Consider the following 19,422-nt stretch of genomic DNA (forward strand, 5'->3'; position numbering starts at 1 on the left):
CACTATTATTTTTATGCGTTACATGGTGTATTAGTATTTGTTTCAGTAGGACAATCGGGTCTATGGCTTCTTACCCCGGTGCCGTCATCAATGATTATAATATCCCTCCCTCCTCTAATCAAAGAAATGTTCTTAATTTTAGCGATCCGTAATTTTTTCATTTCCAATTTACTGTTACTTTTACTAGTTTTCATCATATTAGTTTTATAAGTTGAGTGAATAAAAGTATAACTTTAATCAACTGTTTAATAGCATTTTATATTCGTTGTAGTCTTGTTTCCGGAAACCAGACCAAAATAAATAACGAAAAGTGAAATAATTAGGTCTATCGTTGAATTAACCCGTGTATTCTTCCATCTTTTTTATGAAATAGGAGGGGTATAATCCGGTTTTTTTATGGAAATATTTTGAAAAAGCTTCTGTAGTATTAAAACCAATTTCATTGGCGATAGCCTTAATTGTGTAGTTTCTAAATTTTTTGTTTGTTTTAAGTTCCTGTATTACATATTCTAATCTTAAATCATTAATATAATTGGTGAAGTTCTTTTCTTTATATGTATTAATTATTCTTGAGATGTATTTACTATTCGTTTTAAATTGTATTGCTAAGCTAGTTGTAGTAATATTAGGTTTAAGAAATTCTAAATTCTCTTCAAATTTTTGAATTTTACACAAAATATCTTCTTTAATATCATCTGATATTTTAAGAATTCTTTTTTTAGATTTTATGGAGATGTTATTATTATTTGTACTGTCATCTTTTTCTTCTATCAATGCTTTAAAACGTTTTGAATACCGTTTTCTCCTCTGATATTGATAATAAAAAAGAGCACTTATGACAATAACGGTTACAATTAAAAACCAGATAAATCTTTTGAAATATGAGTTTTTACCATGTATTGAAGCAATTAACTTTTCCTGCTCTGCTAAAAGTTCTGCCGTATCATATTTTTTTATCAGTTTTTCATTTACCAGTATATTATTTTGATGTAGAATACTATCAAACTTGAGTAATCTTTCTACATATAACAATTGATTTTTATAATCTTGATTTACTTTATAATAGTTAATAAGAAATGAATAGCTCTCTCTTACCTCCGGAGTTATATATCTTGTATTTTGAAATATAGAATCTATTTTTTTATAGAAATAATTTGCTTCACTTTTATTTGCCATAGACTCATTTATTCTTCCCAAATAGAAATATGCATTTACAGTGTGCCTCTTATCCTCTAACTTGGACAAATATGGTAATGACTCCTTTATATTAAATTCGGCTTTGACATACTCTTTCTTATAATAAAAATTGACTCCCTGATTAAAAAGAAATCTATAGTAAAAGCCATTATTGTATTGTTTAGATAAAGAAAACCCTCTTTTCAAATAGTAATCTGAAGAATCTATCATACTATTTTTGGTATACGTTTCTGCTAAGTCTACAATGATTTCCATATAATCAAGAGTATCCCTAATCTTCATTTTTTCTTCATAATCGAGACATTCTTTAAAAATATCTAGGGCCTCTTGATGTTTACCCAATTTACTTTTTATAATTGCAATATTATGTTGAGTCAAATATTGAAAATCTGTATTCTTATTTTTTTTTGTAAATTTTAAGGCCATCAGATAATTATCTAATGCTCGTTCATAATCCCACTTATTCAAGTAAAACCCTCCTTTACTAGAATACGGAAAGGCAGGATAAAAAAGATGGTTCTTATTTTCACTTAATTTGATAGACTCATCTAAATATTGTATTTTAACCTTATCATCTTCGACAAAATAATACAACAAACCGTAGGCTCTTGCCATTTTAATACTATCTCCATCCTCTCTTGCTTTTTCGAGGTATGTCTTTAAATATATCTGGGATTTTATTGTATCTCTACTATTATCTCTATATTTCTTATAGATCTCGGCATAAGATCTATGTTTTAAGGAATCCGAAATTTCAAAACGTCTTTCGACTTGTTGTGAAAATGAAGAGTAAGTACTAAATAAAATAAATACTAGCCGTATTATTTGCGCTATTTTATTCATGTTATTCTATGTCGTGTAATATATCGTCTTTATGCTTTCATGCAAACAGATTGATTTTAAAACTGATAAATCAATCAAAGATGTATAGTATGAAAAATCTTAATTCGAAAACGAATTCATTTTTAATATCCTAATTAAGATACACTATCTTTATTTTGTTGATTAATACATAATAAATATACCTCTTTCTTGTCTCGTTTGACCTAAGTCAGAATAATATGGATAATCCAGGACTAAAAGAGTTTTATAATGATCAAATTCAAATATCTTATTTCTCTTAAAGAAGAATAAAGACGCCTATCCCAATAAAGACAATAATCTGAAGCCATTTTAGAACAACCCCTATTCTTGAACTCTTTTTTAAATACTCTGCAATAGATCCTGCCAGAACTGCTACCAAACCAAAAATAACAAACGAAACCACAATAAAAAGAAATCCAAGTATATAAAACTGTACTACGTTACTTATTGTATTACTAAATAAAAACCCTGGGAAAAATGCTAAAAAGAATATAGATACCTTAGGGTTTAACACATTCATTACAAATCCCTGTTTAAATAATTGTCCGAGGCTTTTCTTTGGCATACTATTTTCTGAAAGACTTACTGAAGCTTCACTTCTAAATACTTTATAAGCCAGAAAAAACAAATACAACGCTCCGAATAGTTTAATGATAAAAAAGAGCATTTCACTCTGTTTAATAATTGCAGATACACCAAAAGCAACCAATGTAGTGTGTATTATACACCCAGACATTAGACCCGTTACCACAGCTAACCCATACTTTTTGCCATTTACCATACTTTGCATTAATACAAATATATTATCGGGCCCTGGTGAGAGTGCCAATGCAGATGTAGCAAGAACAAAAGTGTAGAGAATTTCGTAGTTCATATGCTAAAGGACCTAGTTACTAAGTAGTGCTTTATTAATATCCTTGATTAATTTAGGCCCTTCATATATAAAACCAGTATATATTTGTACCAGACTTGCTCCAGCTTCTAATTTTTCTATAGCATCGGTAGCACTATGTATTCCTCCTACTCCAATAATCGGAAACGCTTTGTTACTTTTTTCTGACAAATATTTAATTACCTCTGTACTTCTATTTTTTATAGGTTGACCACTCAATCCGCCATTACCCATAGTCTCTAATCTATTTTTAGAAGTCTTTAGTCCTTCTCTGGACACAGAAGTATTACTAGCGATGACACCATCTAAATTAGTCTCGGCTACCAATTCTATGATTTCGTCCAATTGATTTGTATTTAGATCCGGTGCAATCTTCAATACAATAGGTTTTTGTTTTTCGAACGTTCTATTTTCTTGTTGTACTGCTACTATTAATTCGTTTAAATATTCTTTATCATTTAGCTTGGCATGACTCCCTACATTTGGGCAACTCACATTTAGAACAAAATAATCTACATATGGATGTAATATTCGAAAACACTCTAAGTAATCTTTGGTATAATTCTCTGGTAACGTATCTGTATTCTTTCCTATATTTCCTCCTATAATAAGTTTGCCTTTATTTTTTCGAAGTTGATTTACAACTGCTTCAAGACCTTTATTATTAAATCCCATTCTATTGATAATCCCCTGATCTTCTTTAAGTCTGAACAGCCTTTTTTTAGGATTACCTACCTGACCTTTGGGAGTCACCGTTCCTATTTCAATAAACCCAAATCCAAAATTAGCTAATTCATTATATAAAACTGCATTCTTATCAAATCCAGCAGCTAGTCCCACAGGGTTATTAAATTTTAATCCAAAAACTTCTCGTTCTAATTTTGGGTCATTTACCTTATATAAGTTTCTAAAAATTGATGGTACCAAAGGAATTTTTGAAAAAACCCGAATCATTCTAAAAGTAAAATGGTGTACATTTTCTGGATCAAACAAGAATAATAGAGGGCGTAGTAAGAATTTATACATTAAATATAATTTTGCTTGTGCAAAAATAAGTTATCCAAGGTTCTAATAAAAGTGTATTTTTGAATTCTTCAGATATTAAAATAGTAGAAGTGATGATTTCAAAACAGCATATCATAAATAGGTTTATAAGTTATGTAACTATTGATACCGAAAGTGACCCCGAAAGTAATACAACTCCCAGTACCAAAAAGCAGTGGGATCTTGCTAATAAACTAGTCGAAGATTTAAAAGATATTGGCTTAGAAGACGTAAATATAGATGAGCATGCTTATATCATGGCTACATTACCATCTAATATTGATCAGAAAGTGCCTACTATTGGTTTTATATCGCATTTTGACACTAGCCCTGATTTTACTGGTGCAAATGTAAATCCACAGATTGTAGAAAATTATGATGGTAAAGATATCACACTAAACGCATCAGAAAATATTATACTCTCTCCAGATTATTTTGAAGATTTAATACAGTATAAAGGTCAGACACTTATTACTACAGACGGCACAACACTTTTGGGAGCCGATGATAAGGCGGGGATTACAGAAATAATAACCGCAATGGAATATCTTATACAACATCCTGAGATTAAACATGGAAAAATTCGAATAGGATTTACTCCTGATGAAGAGATTGGTCGTGGTGCTCATAAGTTTGATGTTTCAAAATTTGGCGCAGATTGGGCCTACACCATGGATGGTAGCCAAATTGGAGAGCTTGAATATGAGAATTTTAATGCCGCTGGTGCTGTGGTAACAGTAAAAGGAAAAATCGTACATCCTGGTTATGCAAAAGGAAAAATGATTAATAGTATGTACATCGCACAGGATTTTATCAATTCATTACCAAGAATGGAGACTCCCGAGCATACAAGCGGTCGAGAAGGTTTTTTTCATTTGCACAATATAAAAGGTAATGTCGAAGAAACTCAATTACAGTATATCATCAGAGATCATGATAAAGAACATTTTGAAGCCAGAAAAAAAGTGATGATAAATCTGACAAATGAGATTAACACTCAACATGCCAAAGAGGTTGTACATATAGAAATTAAAGATCAGTATTTTAACATGCGAGAAAAAGTAGAGCCTGTAATGCATATTGTAGATATTGCAGAAGAGGCTATGAAATCTCTTGATATTACTCCGATTATAAAACCAATACGAGGAGGAACCGATGGATCGCAATTAAGCTTTATGGGATTGCCATGTCCAAACATTTTTGCGGGAGGGCATAATTTTCATGGGCGATACGAATATGTTCCTGCAGAGAGTATGATTAAAGCTGTCGAGGTAATCGTTAAAATTGCCGAGTTAACAGCAAAGAAGTAAGTTAGCAATTTACCAGATTAAAAGTTGCTGGGATATTGTTTTCCTATGTATTCGTCTTTAATTATTATAAAATATAACTAATAATAAATACATATATAAAACAAAAAAGCGCGGTAAAATTAAATTAATTTCATCGCGCTTTTAACAAGTAGGCTAGTTATTACTTCTTATCTGCCGGTTGATTTAATTTCTGACTCATCTCCAACGAAATTGCAGACTTATCATAAGTTAATTTACCCGATCCTGTTTCAATAATAATAGCATTATTTTTTTCACTGAAGTCAAAAACTTTACCATGAAGGCCGCTTTTTGTTACTACACGATCTCCTTTTTTAAGATCTTCAGCAAATTTTTTCTCCTTTTTTGCTTTTTGCATCTGTGGTCGTATCATAAAAAAATACATTACAACAAATATTAGTATAAAAGGAAGAAATGATTGTATTTGATCCATAAATTATTCGCTTACTGGTGTTCCACTTACAGGTTTAGCCTTTGGAGTTACCATAGCTTTAATTTTAAGAATTTCTTTTCCAGCTTCTGTGTTAGCAGTTATAGTAACTTGCTTAGCTTGCTGATTTGGTTTTCCGTTAGAGTTAAACTTAACTAACATCTCTCCGGTAGCTCCTGGAGCAATTGGATCCTTTGGCCATTCTGGCACAGTACATCCACAACTACCTTTTGCACTTACAATTACCAAAGGTGCTTTACCAGTATTGGTAAATGCAAACTTATGCTCTACAACATCTCCTTCGTTGATAGTTCCAAAATCGTGTTCAGTTTTAGTAAAAGTCATCACAGGATAATCTGCATTCTTTGCGTCACGATCTGCTGCTATTTCTACATTTTCTTCTTTAACTTTTTCTGCGGCATTGTCTTTACAAGACATAACTGTCATAGCAAAAACTCCGGCTAAAATTAAGATTCCTTTTTTCATTACTTGGGTTTTTTAATTATTTGAGCGTTAAAAATACTATTTTTTCTAAATATTACATTAATCCACGACCTACTTTGTTTAATTTCCCGTTTTCTTGGTACTCTTTAGAGATTTTATCTAAAATTCCATTGATAAAAATACTACTTTTAGGTGTACTATATTCTTTTGCTATTTCTAAATATTCGTTAATTGTTACTTTTACCGGTATTGAAGGGAACTTTACAAACTCGCAAATAGCCATTTTTATGATAGCTTTATCCAACTCAGCAATACGATCTTGATCCCAATTAGGTGTTTTACCATCAATTTCTTTTGCAAACTCTACACTATTAAGTGTTGTTTTTCTAAAAATATCAGTTGCAAATTTTTTATCATCTATATCTTTATATAGCTTTGGTAGTATCATTTGCTCATCATGAGACGGCTTAACTTTTCTAAGCATTTTGATAATAGAAGTATTTACCAGTGGTAGATCATCAATCCAAGTTAACTTTTTATCTTCAATATATTCGTAAAGCTTATCATTGGGAGCTATAATCTCTTTAAAAACATCGAGTATAAAATCCTTGTCTTCTCTAAAAGAGCTAAGCTTAGTACTCATATAATCTTCATACAGCTCACTTTCTTTAATCTCTTTCCATAATATAGCCACATACTCATCATCCAATTCCCAGCAATTCAGTTTTTTCTTCTCAATTTCTGTTTTGAGTTGAATATTTTTTTCTAACAATAACAGAGCTTCGTTATTGATAAATTTGGTGTTAGGATTTTTTTCTTCGGAAGTAGCAAGATATTTTTTTTGGCTTTTTGCCAAAAAATCTTCTGCGTGTTTTCTAATTTCTATCAGAAGCTGAAGATTTATAATAAATAATTCATACATCTGATCAATACTAAAAAGAAGAAATTTCTCTTCTTTTCCTAGATTGTCACTTTGCGTCTGCTCCATCGAATAGAGAGACTGCATTACTTTTACTCTAATATGTCTTCTGGTTAACATAGAAAATTACAAAGAACTTTATATTAAAAAAGGGCAAAAGTATATTTTAACTTTTGCCCTGCAAAAATACTATTATTTTTAATCGTACCTACCTTAAAGCTTCTTTTTTTATAAGGTAATTGTATTTTTAAAATTTATCGGTTTCTCCTTGGTTCTATAACAATTGAGAACCAGTTTTTTACTTATTAAGGATGGTAACAAACAATTATGGTTATCAAAAATTCACTTTTCTTGTGTTACAAAACCGTTTTTAATTTTTTAAAGATATGCTTACTTTTCTTTTTTTCTAGCTGCAATTCTATCTTCTGCTATACTAATTGCTGCTGTATTTGTGGTTACGTTGGTTGCTTTTGCTTTATTTAAAATATCTAAAGTAGTATCGTAAATATTCTCGGTTTTTGCTATTATTTGATCTCTACCATATCCTTCTATCTCTGCATATACATTTATAATACCTCCTGCATTAATTAGGAAATCGGGAGCATACACAATTCCTTTCTTTTGTAATAACGGGCCATGAATATTTTCATTAGCTAATTGATTATTTGCCGCTCCGGCAATTACTTTTACATTTAGCTTATTAATTGTTTTATCATTAACAGTCGCACCAAGAGCACAAGGAGCATAAATATCTGCTGTTTCTGCATATAGATCATCTCCTCTATAAATATCAACACCATACTTAGTACTTACTGCTTCGAGTCTTTCTTGGTTGATATCGCTAATTATTACTTTAGCTCCTTCTTCAGAGGTTAAACGTACCAGTTCTTCTCCTACATGTCCAATTCCCTGAACCAAAATTCGTTTTCCTTCCAATCCATCGTTTCCGTAGGCAAATTTACTAGCTGCTTTCATTCCCATATACACGCCATAAGCTGTAACAGGAGAAGGATTTCCCGCCCCTCCTTTTGATTCGGATATTCCTGTTACATAAGGAGTAACTTCTCTTACAGTATCCATATCAGAGGTTTCCATACCTACATCTTCTGCAGTATAGTACTTACCACCCAGAGTATGTACAAATTTTCCAAAGCGTTTCATTAGCTCTGGTGTTTTTATTTTTTTCGGATCTCCGATGATTACAGCTTTTCCTCCTCCAAGGTTCAAACCTGTAATAGCAGCTTTATAAGTCATTCCTCGTGATAACCTCAATACATCATTAAGCGCATCCCACTCTGTTGCATAGTCATACATTCTAGTCCCTCCTAAAGCAGGTCCTAAAATTGTGTTATGTACACCAATTATTGCCTTCAATCCTGTATCTTTGTCCTGACAAAAAACAACTTGTTCGTGATTATCAAAAGATAGTTGACCAAATACTGGGGCTTCTTTTTTAAGTTGATTTGCAGTAAACACTTCGGTTATCATGTTATAAAATTTTTTAATATTACAATTATATTATACTCAAAATAAGGGTGCTAAAATAGCATATTTTTATCAATTTGAAATTTAACACTGTTAAACTTTACGGATTTATTAATAAATCTGCTTTTAAATATTAATCTTTTATGCGCGCATTACGCCATCTGAACAAATACTTTTTAAAATACAAATACCGACTTATTATTGGGTTGGTGATTACCATAATCGCAAGAGTTTTCGCTACAATAGTCCCTACGTTAGTTGGCGACTCTGTAGATGTTGTAGAACAATATATTAATAATGAAATTACTGATATCGCCGAAGTAAAAAGCGGACTTATTATAAATATTCTTCTTATTGTAGGAGCATTACTTATTTCTGCATTATTCACTTTTTTAATGCGTCAAACTTTTATAGTAGTTTCTAGATTTATTGAGTTTGATCTTAAAAATGAGGTATTTCAACATTATGAAAAACTATCTCTCAATTTTTATAAGAAAAACAGAACAGGTGATCTTATGAATCGTATTAGCGAAGATGTATCCAGAGTTAGAATGTATGTTGGTCCTGCGATTATGTATAGCGTTAACACTATTACTTTATTTGTTGTGGTGATAGGATATATGATCAGTATTGCTCCTGAGCTTACTTTATATACTGTTACTCCTTTACCCATATTATCGGTATCCATTTATAAATTAAGTGTTGCTATTCATAAACGTAGTACTGTAGTACAAGAGTTTTTATCTAAACTAACCACTTTTACTCAAGAGTCCTTTAGTGGTATCTCTGTAATTAAAGCATACAGCCTGGAATCTCCTACTCAGAAAAATTTCACCGAATTATCTGATAAGAGTAAGGATAAGAATCTTGACCTGGCCAAAGTACAGGCTCTATTTTTCCCTCTAATGGTTTTACTTATTGGTTTTAGTAATATTTTGGTTATTTATATCGGTGGAAAGCAATTTATCGATGGCACCATACAAGATCTCGGTGTTATTGTAGAATTTATCATTTTTGTCAATATGCTTACCTGGCCTGTAGCCACTGTTGGATGGGTTAGTTCTATTGTTCAGCAAGCAGAAGCCTCGCAAGTAAGAATAAACGAATTTCTTAGTCAAGAACCAGAGATCACTAATACAGTAACTCAAAAAACACCAATTACAGGAAATATTAATTTTGATAATGTTTCTTTTACTTATGATGATACTAATATCACTGCTCTAAAAAACATAAGTTTTGAAGTTAAAAATGGAGAAACAATTGGCATTATAGGAAAAACAGGTTCTGGAAAATCAACAATATTAGATCTCATAGGCAGGCTTTATGATGTTTCATCCGGAGAAATACGAATGGATGGAGTTCCTCTAAAAAACCTCAACTTAATCAACTTGAGAGAGAGTATCGGTTATGTCCCACAGGATGCATTTTTATTTAGTGATAGTATACAGAATAATATAAAATTTGGTAATGAGAAAGCTACCGACGACCAAGTGTATGAGGCTGCCAAAAATGCGGTAGTCCATAAAAACATAATAGGTTTTAGTAAAGGGTATGATACTGTTTTAGGAGAACGAGGAATCACATTATCCGGAGGTCAAAAACAACGTGTTTCTATTGCAAGAGCAATACTTAAAAACCCATCTGTACTCCTTTTTGATGATTGCTTATCTGCTGTAGATACTGAAACAGAAGAGGAAATTCTTAACAATCTTCATAAGATTTCTAAGAATAAGACTACTTTTATCGTAAGTCATAGGGTGTCTACTGCAAAAAATGCAAATAAAATTATTGTCTTGGAAGATGGTAAAATAATCCAGCAAGGCTCTCATAATCAACTAATAAGCACTGATGGATATTATAAAGATCTCTATTTAAAACAACTTAGTGAAAAAGAAATTTGAGTTTTTTTTGTGAGGTTAACAATTTTTTTGGATTTTTGAAACCATCATAACATATTAATTAATTAATAAATACGGATTATGAGTGATAATGAAATGATGGATAAAGAAGAAATTTTCTCAAAAGTTTTACGAGCAGGAAGAAGAACATACTTCTTTGACGTAAGAGCCACAAAAGCAGGAGATTATTATCTAACAATAACGGAAAGTAAAAAGTTCACCAATGATGATGGATCTTTTCACTATAAGAAACATAAGATTTACCTTTACAAAGAAGATTTTGTTGGTTTTACAGAGATCTTAAATGAAATGACTCACTTCATTGTCGATGAAAAAGGAGAAGAAGTAATAAGTGAACGACACCAGAAAGATTTTCAGAAATCATATGAAAAAGATGGAGTTGATAATAACGTTACAGAAGAAGTTACTGCATCTACAGAAAGCTTTACAGACGTAAGTTTTGACGACATCTAGAATAATACTATAAGACTTTAAGTTAAAGTTATGTAAACCGCTTCATTCACTGAAGCGGTTTTTTTTATATTCACCCATCAAAAATAATTACCAAAAAATAAAACGCATGAAATATATCTTTACTGTTTTTTTTGCATTATTAAACTTTGTCTCTTTCTCTCAAGATGATCTATCATTAGGGTATTATCTTCCAAAAAATGTTACTTACAATCCTGAGATCCCTACTCCGCAAAGTGTACTTGGTTATGTACCTGGGAAATGGCATGTAACCCATGATAAGCTTGTTAGCTACATGAAAACTCTTGCCAAAGCATCATCCAGAATAACAATTGAAGATAGAGGAAAAACTTTTGAAGATCGCCCTATATTATTACTAACGATAACCTCAGAAAAAAACCACCAGAATCTTCAGGAAATACAAAAAAAACATATAGAACTCACCCAAAATGGTTCTGATGTATTAAATATAGAAAACTTACCCGCAATTGTATATCAAGGATTTTCTATTCATGGTAATGAACCTAGTGGTGCCAATGCATCGTTAGTAGCAGCATACTATCTTGCTGCTGCACAGGGAAAAGAAATAGACGACCTTTTAGACAACGTTGTTATTTTACTTGATCCCTCATTTAATCCTGATGGTTTGCAACGTTTTGCTTATTGGGCAAATACAAATAAAAGCAAAAACATTAGTACAGATCCTCAAGATCGTGAATACAGTGAAGTATGGCCTGGAGGTAGAACAAATCATTATTGGTTTGATATGAATCGCGATTGGTTGCCAGTACAATTACCAGAATCCAGAGCTCGCATCAATACTTTTCATAAATGGTATCCAAATATTCTTACCGATCATCATGAAATGGGATCTAATAGCACTTTCTTTTTTCAACCTGGAATTCAATCACGAACACATCCTTTAACTCCAAAATTAAATCAAAAACTCACTAAAAAGATTGGTAATTATCATGCCAAAGCATTAGATAATATTGGTTCGCTATATTATACCGAAGAGAATTTTGACGATTTTTATTATGGTAAAGGATCTACTTTCCCTGACATTAATGGGAGTATTGGTATTTTATTTGAGCAAGGTAGTTCTCGGGGTCATGCCCAGCAGACTGATAATGGATTACTTACTTTTCCTTTTACCATAAGAAATCAATTTACCGCAGCACTTTCTACATTAGAAGCTGCAAAATCTATGCGTAAAGAGTTATTAGAGTATAAACGAAGTTTTTACAACAACGCAAGAAAAGAATTAACTAAAAATGCTTATGTTTTTGGTAACGAAAAAGATGCAGCTTCATCTTACCATCTTGCTGAAATTCTTAAAAGACATCAAGTCAAATTATATGAACTTAAACAAGATGTAGCTATTCAAGGCAATTTTTTCAAAAAAGAATATAGCTATATTGTTCCTAAGAATCAGCGACAAAAAAGATTATTAAAAGCTATTTTTGAAAAAAGAACAACATTTCAAGATAGTCTCTTTTATGATGTTTCTGCCTGGACATTCCCTTTGGCCTTTAATTTAGATTATTCTGAAAACGCAGCTATTTCTAATATAGGTAATGAAATATCAGACCTCACATATCGAAAGACCAAGCCGGTTAGCAAAAGTAATTATGCATACTTAATACAATGGCATGAGTACTACACTCCAAAAGCTTTATATGAGATTCTAGCGAATGGATTGCGGGCCAAAGTTGGGATGAAACCTTTTTCATTAGAAAATAACGATTATGACTATGGCACAATTTTAATTCCGGTTCAGAATCAAAAATTAAATAAAGAAGAGCTACATAAATTATTACAAAAAATAGCTGCCGAGAATCATATTGATATTACTAGTGTTTCTACAGGTCTTACCAAGGGAATTGACCTTGGAAGTAATCAATTTCGTGCTTTAACACTTCCTAGAATAGGTTTGTTTACCGGTAGCGGAATCACACCTTATGACGCTGGAGAAATCTGGCATTTAATGGATCAACGTTATGATATTCCTATCACAAAATTAGAAACGGGTAGTTTTGGTAGACTTACATTATCAAAATATACACATATTGTATTACCAAATAGCTGGAGACAGTCTTTTGATAAAGAAAAAGCAGAAAAGTTAAAAACGTGGGTTCGCAATGGCGGAACACTAATTGGGTATAGAAATGCCGCCCAATTCTTTAAGAATAATGAATTCATGAAAATCGAATTTGCTACTCCAAAAAATGATGCGAAAAATATATCCTTTGAGCAAAAACAAGATTTTAATGGAGCACAAGTAATTGGTGGGGCAATTTTTGAAGCCGAAATAGATCGTTCTCATCCCATTAATTTTGGATATAAGAATGATAAGATTTCACTATTCAGAAATACAAAATTATTTATTAAACCAGATAAACAGAGTTACAACAACCCAATTCGATATACAAAAAAACCATTGCTAAGTGGATATATTAGTAAAAAGAATTTGGATTCATTATCTGGTACAGTTCCTTTTAGACATAATGATCTAGGAAAAGGAAATATAATCCTGTTTACCGATAACACCAATTTTAGAGCTTTTTGGTATGGAACCAATAAATTACTAATGAATGCTATTTTCTTTAGTGATGAAATGTAAGAAGCATGAAGCGAACTACTCATCTTGATTTTTTTCATACTGTAGCTATACTATTCAAAAAAGGTATCATATGGATTAAAAACTTTGGATTTTGGCAAATAGAAAAAAATCAAGATGAGTTCTAGTGTTTAAAATTGTGAATCACTATTGTAACTAAGGTCTGTTTTTGTAGACTTATATAGTATAATATTGTAATTTCGAAGTTCTCAAAAACAGAAAATCATGGCTCGTACTCCTTCTAATATGTTACCTCTTGGTAATATTGCACCCGATTTTACGCTTGTAGATTCTATTACCAATAATAAGTATTCTCTAAACGATATAAAAGGTGAAAAAGGAACTGTGGTTATGTTTATCTGTAATCATTGCCCTTTTGTGATTCATGTTAACGAAGAAATAGTACGTATTGCTAATGACTACCGGGTTCAGGGGTTTGGTTTTGTTGCTATTAGTAGTAATGATATTGAAAAATATCCTCAGGATGCTCCTAAAGAAATGTGGAGAACCGCTCAAAAAAACAAATATACGTTTCCATATCTATTTGATGAAACTCAGGATATCGCCAAAGTATACGATGCTGCCTGCACCCCTGATTTTTATCTATTTGACTCAGAATCAAAACTCATTTATCGAGGACAACTTGATGATTCCCGACCTGGAAACGGAATTCCAGTAAATGGTCGTGACCTGCGTCAAGCACTTGATGCAGTACTTCGTAATGCCAAAGTTTCTGAAGAACAAAAACCTAGTATAGGTTGCAATATAAAATGGAAAGAATAAATCTAATCTAGAAAAATTACTACAACTATCGTAGCTTTAAAATATGCAAGAAGTAGTTTTTAAAAAATGCTCTGCTAATGACATCAATGAGTTAATAAAAATGAGTCAACAATTCTACCCTGAGCACTATGCTCATATCTGGAAAAATAATGATCCTAGTTATTATGTAAATCTAAGTTTTAATCAAAAAGCTTTTAAAGAAGATTTTGAGACAGCCACCATTACCTATTTTTTGATTCAAAAAGCAAATAAATCTTTGGGGTTGTTAAAAATCAAAAAGCACCAGGCTATTAAGGGTTTTGATGCAGCTATAGTATTACAACTAGAGAAAATATACCTTTTAAAAGCATCTACGGGCTTAGGAATTGGCAAAAAGGGAATTGAGTTCATTAAAAACTATGCAATTAATGTCGGTAAAAAAATAGTTTGGCTAGATGTAATGAGTACTAGTCCAGCACTAAGTTTTTATAAAAAAATGGGATTTAATACGGTTTCTTTTTATGATTTGGATTATCCTGGTCTAAAAGATGAACATAGAGAAATGCAAAGAATGGTATTATCTCTTTAAATTAGAATTGGGCTATACTTTGTAAATGTGCAAAGTGATGATTACCATGCCATGCATAGATACCTATATCTTCTCCTAGTGAAATTGTAATATCTCCTTCTGGGTGTATAAACTCTTTTTTAAGATCATGAGTAGATAAACCTTTTAAGAAATACACCCATTTAGCATGTAAAGCTTGTATCAAGTCTAAAGACAAATGAATTGGCGCTGATTTGGTATCAAATAATTCAGCCCATAATTGCTGATCATACGCCTTTATCATAGGCCTATTTTCTGTTAATGCCCACTTAAATCGAATATATCCATTATGGTGACTATCGTGAATATGATGTATTACTTGCCTGGCGGTCCACCCCCCGTCGCGATACTGTGTTTCTAATTGTTTTTCACTAAAAGTGGAAACTAGATTTGATAATTTCGCAGGTAATTCTTCTACATCAGATATCCATTTTTCGATATGATCCGAAGTTATAATTTTCGGACATTCAAATTTTCCAATAGGATATCTTAAATCCATAGTTTAAAAATCATTCTACTTTAGCATAAACAAACTCTTCTTTAGAAAAAAGATCTGTCAATGTAAGCATATTATCATTTAGGTTATCGATTTTATATCTATAAATACGGTCATCCATAGGGAAAAAACAAACCAATACTCCTCCATCTTCTATTCTGGTTTTCAAACGATTTGCAAATTTACCATTGTAAAAATTAAATCGAATCGTTCCTTCAAAAATCAAATAATCATCTGTATTCTGAATAAAAAGCCATTTTCCTTGCAATGCATCATAAGTACCTCTATTATAGAATTTGTTATCCAATAGAGCTTTCATTTTATATGCATACTTGATAAATTCTTCTTCGGGCTCCATACCATCCAAAGGCTGGCCGATTTCCTTTTTTTCTAATTCTTCATCATTCCTAAAAAAATGCTTCGACTCATATTTGGTAAAAGAACTAGAATAATCCATAATTCGTTGACCACTTTCATTCTTTGTTTCCAAATATGGTCGTTGTTTGTAGTTTACATGAATAAGTTGATCATTCCAAAAGTAAAATGTAGTTACAACATCTGCTGTTCTGGTACCAACTTTTCTAACAATCTTTTTGAGACGTTCATGTTCATAATATCCGTTAAGTTCTGCGCCATGATCAGCCATCTTATCAAGAAACTCTTCTGGGTCTAAGAAAAAAGTTTCAAATTCTATATAACCATCTATCATCTCTATTTGATCATTGATGTTTACCAGAATATCCGCTTTATCTTGACCGAGAGCAAGATGAATATTACACAGAATAAAAAAAGTAATAAGTCCTTGTTTCATATCTAGGGGGTATGCAATTTGGGTTAAAATATAAATAAAAGAGGATTTAAACCTCCTAATATTCTTTTTTAACAAAATGATTTTAAAAAAACCGCAATGTTAAAAATAATAAAAAATAATGTTAAAAAAAAATACAATTCATTAAAAATAAAGCTTTTAATATAAAAAACTACTAAGGATATGATAATTTACATCTATACTATTATCACATTATTATCAAATAATAAATATGGAGAGTCTATTTTTATATACTAGATAAAAACAAGCAATAAAAAAGTCCCTTTGTTAGGGACTTTCTAAATTTTATATGTAATGAAACCAAAGTTATTTCACTTCTACCAACTCAACATCAAAAATAAGTGTTGCGTTAGGTGGAATAACTCCTCCTGCACCTCGATCTCCATATCCAAGGTATGGTGGAATCACAAATCTTGCTTTATCTCCTACTTGTAACAGCGCAATGCCTTCATCCCATCCAGGAATTACTTGTCCCACTCCTAATGGAAAGTCAATAGGCTGATTACGTTTATATGAAGAATCAAATACCGTGCCATCGGTCAAACTCCCTTTGTAATGCACAGAAACAGTCTTTTCTTTTTCTGCCTTTACTCCATCTCCATTTTGAATAATTTTATATCTCAAACCACTATCGGTTTTCTCAAATCCAGCAGCAAGTTCTTCTAATAGATCGTCAGTTTTTTTTCTGGCAGCAGCTTCTCTTTCTGCTTTAGCTCCATTAAAACTTCTAAAAGTTTCAACAGCATTAAAACTTTCGGCTTCTGTTCCTACTCTCTGGATCTCTATAGATTCGATTTCATCGCCTTGTTCTATAGTATTTACAATCTCTAACCCTTCTACTACCTTACCAAAAACAGTATGTTTTCCATCCAACCAAGATGTTTCTACATGAGTAATAAAAAACTGACTTCCGTTTGTTCCCGGGCCAGCATTAGCCATAGATAATACTCCTGGACCATCGTGCTTTAAATCTGAATGAATTTCATCATCAAATTGATATCCTGGTCCACCAGCTCCAGTTCCTTGAGGATCTCCTCCCTGAATCATAAAATCTGCAATCACTCTATGAAATTTTAATCCATCGTAATATGGTTTTCCTTGAGGGATAGCCTGATTTTCTATCGATCCTTCTGCGAGGCCAACAAAATTACCAACAGTTCCTGGTGTTTTTTTATATTCTAGATTTACCAATATACTTCCTTTTGAAGTATTGAATTTTGCGTATAATCCTTCTTGCATAACAGCGTGTTTTTTAGCTTTTTAATTTTAAGTTGCAAAGATAAGTAATTGTTAATGGTTTTAATTTAAAAACAGAACAAAGAAATATTTTTTTTACAGCTCAAAAAAGCCTTTAAAACAAGGCAATCAAACAATTAACAAATAATTAAGGGTAACATTAATCTATAAAAAGATATAAATAAGTAGACATAAAACTTGAATGTCTTTAAACAATCAAGAGAACATAAATTCTTAAAACTAAAACCATGTTAAAAACCATTTTAAAATTAAACGGGGTACAGGCAATGAGTAAAAACAAACAAAGCAAAATTCAAGGAGGTTTGGGACGTCACCGCTGCTTTTGGGATACAGACGCTATCTGCTGCGGAACTGCCAATTGGCAATGTGGAATAGGCCCACACAGCGGTGGATATTGGGTTGGGGGTATATGTAATTGTGCCTAAACTATTGATTAAATCATAAAACAAACCTATCAAAGAATGAGACTGTCTATAGCTTTTATATAGGCAGTCTTTTTATTTAAGTTTAAACAAATTGCAAACACAGGAAATTGTAGGTGGTTTATTATAATATTTTGTGTTCTTAAAAAGAAAATGCATTAAGTTTTAGAAAAACTAATGAATTAGTACGGTTCTAACAATATTCTTAGCTTAAATTTAAATGAATATTTATAATCATAATCTCCGATCATCCTGAATAACATCAATATTTTTGAACACAACAACACATTTAATAAGAATATAACATAAAAACAAGGTAACATTTTACATTATTACTACATTATATAGTAAATACATTTATTAACCATATCTGTATCCCCTATATCTATTAAAAAAAACCAAAAACGGAATATCAAGTTAATAACACGCTCTAAGTCTAAGAACAATTCGAAGTAACAAATCAATAAAAAAACCTTTTCTTTTGACGCAAAACCATATTTTTTTAAAAGAAAGTTCCAGCACCTCCAAAATACTAGTTCATATTGGGAATGAGCATATTGCAGTGGATATAAATGACATTATTAAATGTGAGGCAGATGGCAACTATAGTCTTTTTACAGCATCCAATAAATCAACTTATTTAGTTTCGAAATCTTTAAAATATTATGAAGGCTTATTATCTAAAAAAGGATTCTTTAGAGCAAATAGATCAACATTGATTAATATTAACCAAATTCACTCTATATACAAAAAAGAAGCTATCACTCTGAGCAATAAAGAAAGAATAGTTGTTTCTATACGTAATAAACCAAAGTTAATAGAATTAATAAAAAATCTCTCATAAATTAATGTAGAATAATTTTTTCACATATATAGAGCTCTTTAAGTTATTTTCTAAAACACTTGATGTCGAAAACTTAAGCCAGAATCTTAATCAAGTAACTGAAAATAAAAAGACTGCCTAAGTATTTTTAGACAGCCTCTTATCAAATGATTAATACCTTCTTACTTAATCACTTTCACTATTACAAAATAAAGTAACAGGATAGAGGTTTTATTATGCGCAAGGGTTAACAGACATACAACCTGCAGGAACTCCGGGAATACCTACACAATAAGAAAGTTCTAAAGTAGGAACAGTAGGACGAGAATCTCTACCTCCAATTATTTTTGAACTATTCAATTTAGAGATCGTTTTTTTGTTTAAATTTAAATTAGATAACTTCTTTTTTTTCATGATTAAAAATTTTAATTGTTATTAAATAAATAAGTATTCTTCATAAATATTTTCACTTGCTTTCTACTTATCAAAAATGGTATGGATCTATTTTAAGGCATCAGACATACCATGAGCTAAACTGAGATTATAGCTCTGCGTACCTATGATTTCATCTAATACCCGACAGCTTTTTAATTCCGTTTTCCTCTTTTATTGATAAGTACTGCAGGTGTTTCAA

Annotated in this window: 19 protein-coding genes; 7 read left to right on the plus strand and 12 right to left on the minus strand. The window is 31.4% G+C overall.

Going from position 1 to position 19,422, the window contains the following annotated elements:
• Nucleotides 1-11 precede the first annotated feature (11 nt).
• The 4 genes from Z054_RS0104000 to Z054_RS0104015 form a co-directional block, all read right to left on the minus strand.
• Nucleotides 12-194, minus strand: coding sequence for a hypothetical protein (locus Z054_RS0104000; RefSeq protein WP_152538462.1), 183 nt, complete (start codon nt 192-194; stop codon nt 12-14).
• Nucleotides 195-336: 142 nt separating this feature from the next.
• Nucleotides 337-2,040 (minus strand): helix-turn-helix domain-containing protein, encoded by a 1,704-nt coding sequence (locus tag Z054_RS0104005; RefSeq protein ID WP_024768807.1) that lies wholly within the window; start codon nt 2,038-2,040, stop codon nt 337-339.
• Between the two features lie 277 nt (nt 2,041-2,317).
• Nucleotides 2,318-2,935, minus strand: a complete 618-nt coding sequence (locus Z054_RS0104010) for a LysE family translocator (RefSeq protein WP_024768808.1) — start codon at nt 2,933-2,935, stop codon at nt 2,318-2,320.
• A 12-nt stretch (nt 2,936-2,947) separates the two neighbouring features.
• Nucleotides 2,948-3,979 (minus strand): quinone-dependent dihydroorotate dehydrogenase, encoded by a 1,032-nt coding sequence (locus Z054_RS0104015; protein ID WP_024768809.1) that lies wholly within the window; start codon nt 3,977-3,979, stop codon nt 2,948-2,950.
• 92 nt (nt 3,980-4,071) lie between these two features.
• Between Z054_RS0104015 and pepT the strand changes: the two genes are divergently transcribed.
• A complete protein-coding gene (gene pepT, locus Z054_RS0104020; RefSeq protein WP_024768810.1) occupies nt 4,072-5,307 on the plus strand; it encodes a peptidase T in 1,236 nt (411 codons plus the stop codon).
• A 160-nt stretch (nt 5,308-5,467) separates the two neighbouring features.
• Here pepT and yajC read toward each other — a convergent pair whose 3' ends face one another.
• The 4 genes from yajC to Z054_RS0104040 all read right to left on the minus strand — a co-directional run bounded on the left by yajC (nt 5,468) and on the right by Z054_RS0104040 (nt 8,606).
• Entirely contained in the window at nt 5,468-5,758 is a 291-nt protein-coding gene (gene yajC, locus Z054_RS0104025; RefSeq protein ID WP_024768811.1) for a preprotein translocase subunit YajC, read from the minus strand.
• Between the two features lie 3 nt (nt 5,759-5,761).
• Nucleotides 5,762-6,241, minus strand: coding sequence for a DUF1573 domain-containing protein (locus tag Z054_RS0104030; RefSeq protein WP_024768812.1), 480 nt, complete (start codon nt 6,239-6,241; stop codon nt 5,762-5,764).
• Nucleotides 6,242-6,293: 52 nt separating this feature from the next.
• The gene (nusB, locus tag Z054_RS0104035; RefSeq protein WP_035090613.1) at nt 6,294-7,205 is read right to left on the minus strand and encodes a transcription antitermination factor NusB; all 912 of its coding nucleotides are present in this window, start codon (nt 7,203-7,205) and stop codon (nt 6,294-6,296) included.
• Between the two features lie 303 nt (nt 7,206-7,508).
• Nucleotides 7,509-8,606 carry a Glu/Leu/Phe/Val family dehydrogenase gene (locus tag Z054_RS0104040; protein WP_024768814.1) on the minus strand — a complete coding sequence of 366 codons (1,098 nt, stop codon included), beginning with the start codon at nt 8,604-8,606 and terminating at the stop codon, nt 7,509-7,511.
• 140 nt (nt 8,607-8,746) lie between these two features.
• Here Z054_RS0104040 and Z054_RS0104045 point away from each other — a divergent pair, with 140 nt between their 5' ends.
• The 5 genes from Z054_RS0104045 (at nt 8,747) to Z054_RS0104070 (ending at nt 14,943) form a co-directional block, all read left to right on the plus strand.
• Nucleotides 8,747-10,504, plus strand: coding sequence for an ABC transporter ATP-binding protein (locus Z054_RS0104045; RefSeq protein WP_024768815.1), 1,758 nt, complete (start codon nt 8,747-8,749; stop codon nt 10,502-10,504).
• Nucleotides 10,505-10,582: 78 nt separating this feature from the next.
• Nucleotides 10,583-10,975 (plus strand): PUR family DNA/RNA-binding protein, encoded by a 393-nt coding sequence (locus Z054_RS0104050; RefSeq protein ID WP_024768816.1) that lies wholly within the window; start codon nt 10,583-10,585, stop codon nt 10,973-10,975.
• A gap of 106 nt (nt 10,976-11,081) precedes the next feature.
• On the plus strand, nt 11,082-13,595 hold the full coding sequence (locus Z054_RS0104055) for a M14 family zinc carboxypeptidase (RefSeq protein ID WP_024768817.1): 2,514 nt from the start codon (nt 11,082-11,084) through the stop codon (nt 13,593-13,595).
• 222 nt (nt 13,596-13,817) lie between these two features.
• Nucleotides 13,818-14,375, plus strand: coding sequence for a thioredoxin family protein (locus Z054_RS0104065; RefSeq protein ID WP_024768818.1), 558 nt, complete (start codon nt 13,818-13,820; stop codon nt 14,373-14,375).
• Nucleotides 14,376-14,418: 43 nt separating this feature from the next.
• A complete protein-coding gene (locus tag Z054_RS0104070; protein ID WP_024768819.1) occupies nt 14,419-14,943 on the plus strand; it encodes a GNAT family N-acetyltransferase in 525 nt (174 codons plus the stop codon).
• Nucleotide 14,944: 1 nt separating this feature from the next.
• Here Z054_RS0104070 and Z054_RS0104075 read toward each other — a convergent pair whose 3' ends face one another.
• From Z054_RS0104075 to Z054_RS0104085, 3 genes are all read right to left on the minus strand, one after another.
• A complete protein-coding gene (locus Z054_RS0104075; protein ID WP_024768820.1) occupies nt 14,945-15,460 on the minus strand; it encodes a YfiT family bacillithiol transferase in 516 nt (171 codons plus the stop codon).
• 10 nt (nt 15,461-15,470) lie between these two features.
• The gene (locus Z054_RS0104080) at nt 15,471-16,268 is read right to left on the minus strand and encodes a hypothetical protein (protein WP_024768821.1); all 798 of its coding nucleotides are present in this window, start codon (nt 16,266-16,268) and stop codon (nt 15,471-15,473) included.
• Nucleotides 16,269-16,592: 324 nt separating this feature from the next.
• Nucleotides 16,593-17,525: a peptidylprolyl isomerase gene (locus Z054_RS0104085; RefSeq protein WP_024768822.1), complete on the minus strand. Its 933-nt coding sequence runs from the start codon at nt 17,523-17,525 to the stop codon at nt 16,593-16,595.
• A gap of 921 nt (nt 17,526-18,446) precedes the next feature.
• Between Z054_RS0104085 and Z054_RS0104095 the strand changes: the two genes are divergently transcribed.
• Entirely contained in the window at nt 18,447-18,809 is a 363-nt protein-coding gene (locus Z054_RS0104095; RefSeq protein ID WP_024768824.1) for a LytR/AlgR family response regulator transcription factor, read from the plus strand.
• 213 nt (nt 18,810-19,022) lie between these two features.
• Here the strand turns inward: Z054_RS0104095 and Z054_RS0104100 are convergent, their stop codons facing one another.
• Nucleotides 19,023-19,202 (minus strand): class I lanthipeptide, encoded by a 180-nt coding sequence (locus tag Z054_RS0104100; RefSeq protein ID WP_024768825.1) that lies wholly within the window; start codon nt 19,200-19,202, stop codon nt 19,023-19,025.
• Nucleotides 19,203-19,422: the final 220 nt, after the last annotated feature.

The sequence above is a fragment of the Aquimarina macrocephali JAMB N27 genome, assembly GCF_000520995.1.
Taxonomy (GTDB): domain Bacteria; phylum Bacteroidota; class Bacteroidia; order Flavobacteriales; family Flavobacteriaceae; genus Aquimarina; species Aquimarina macrocephali.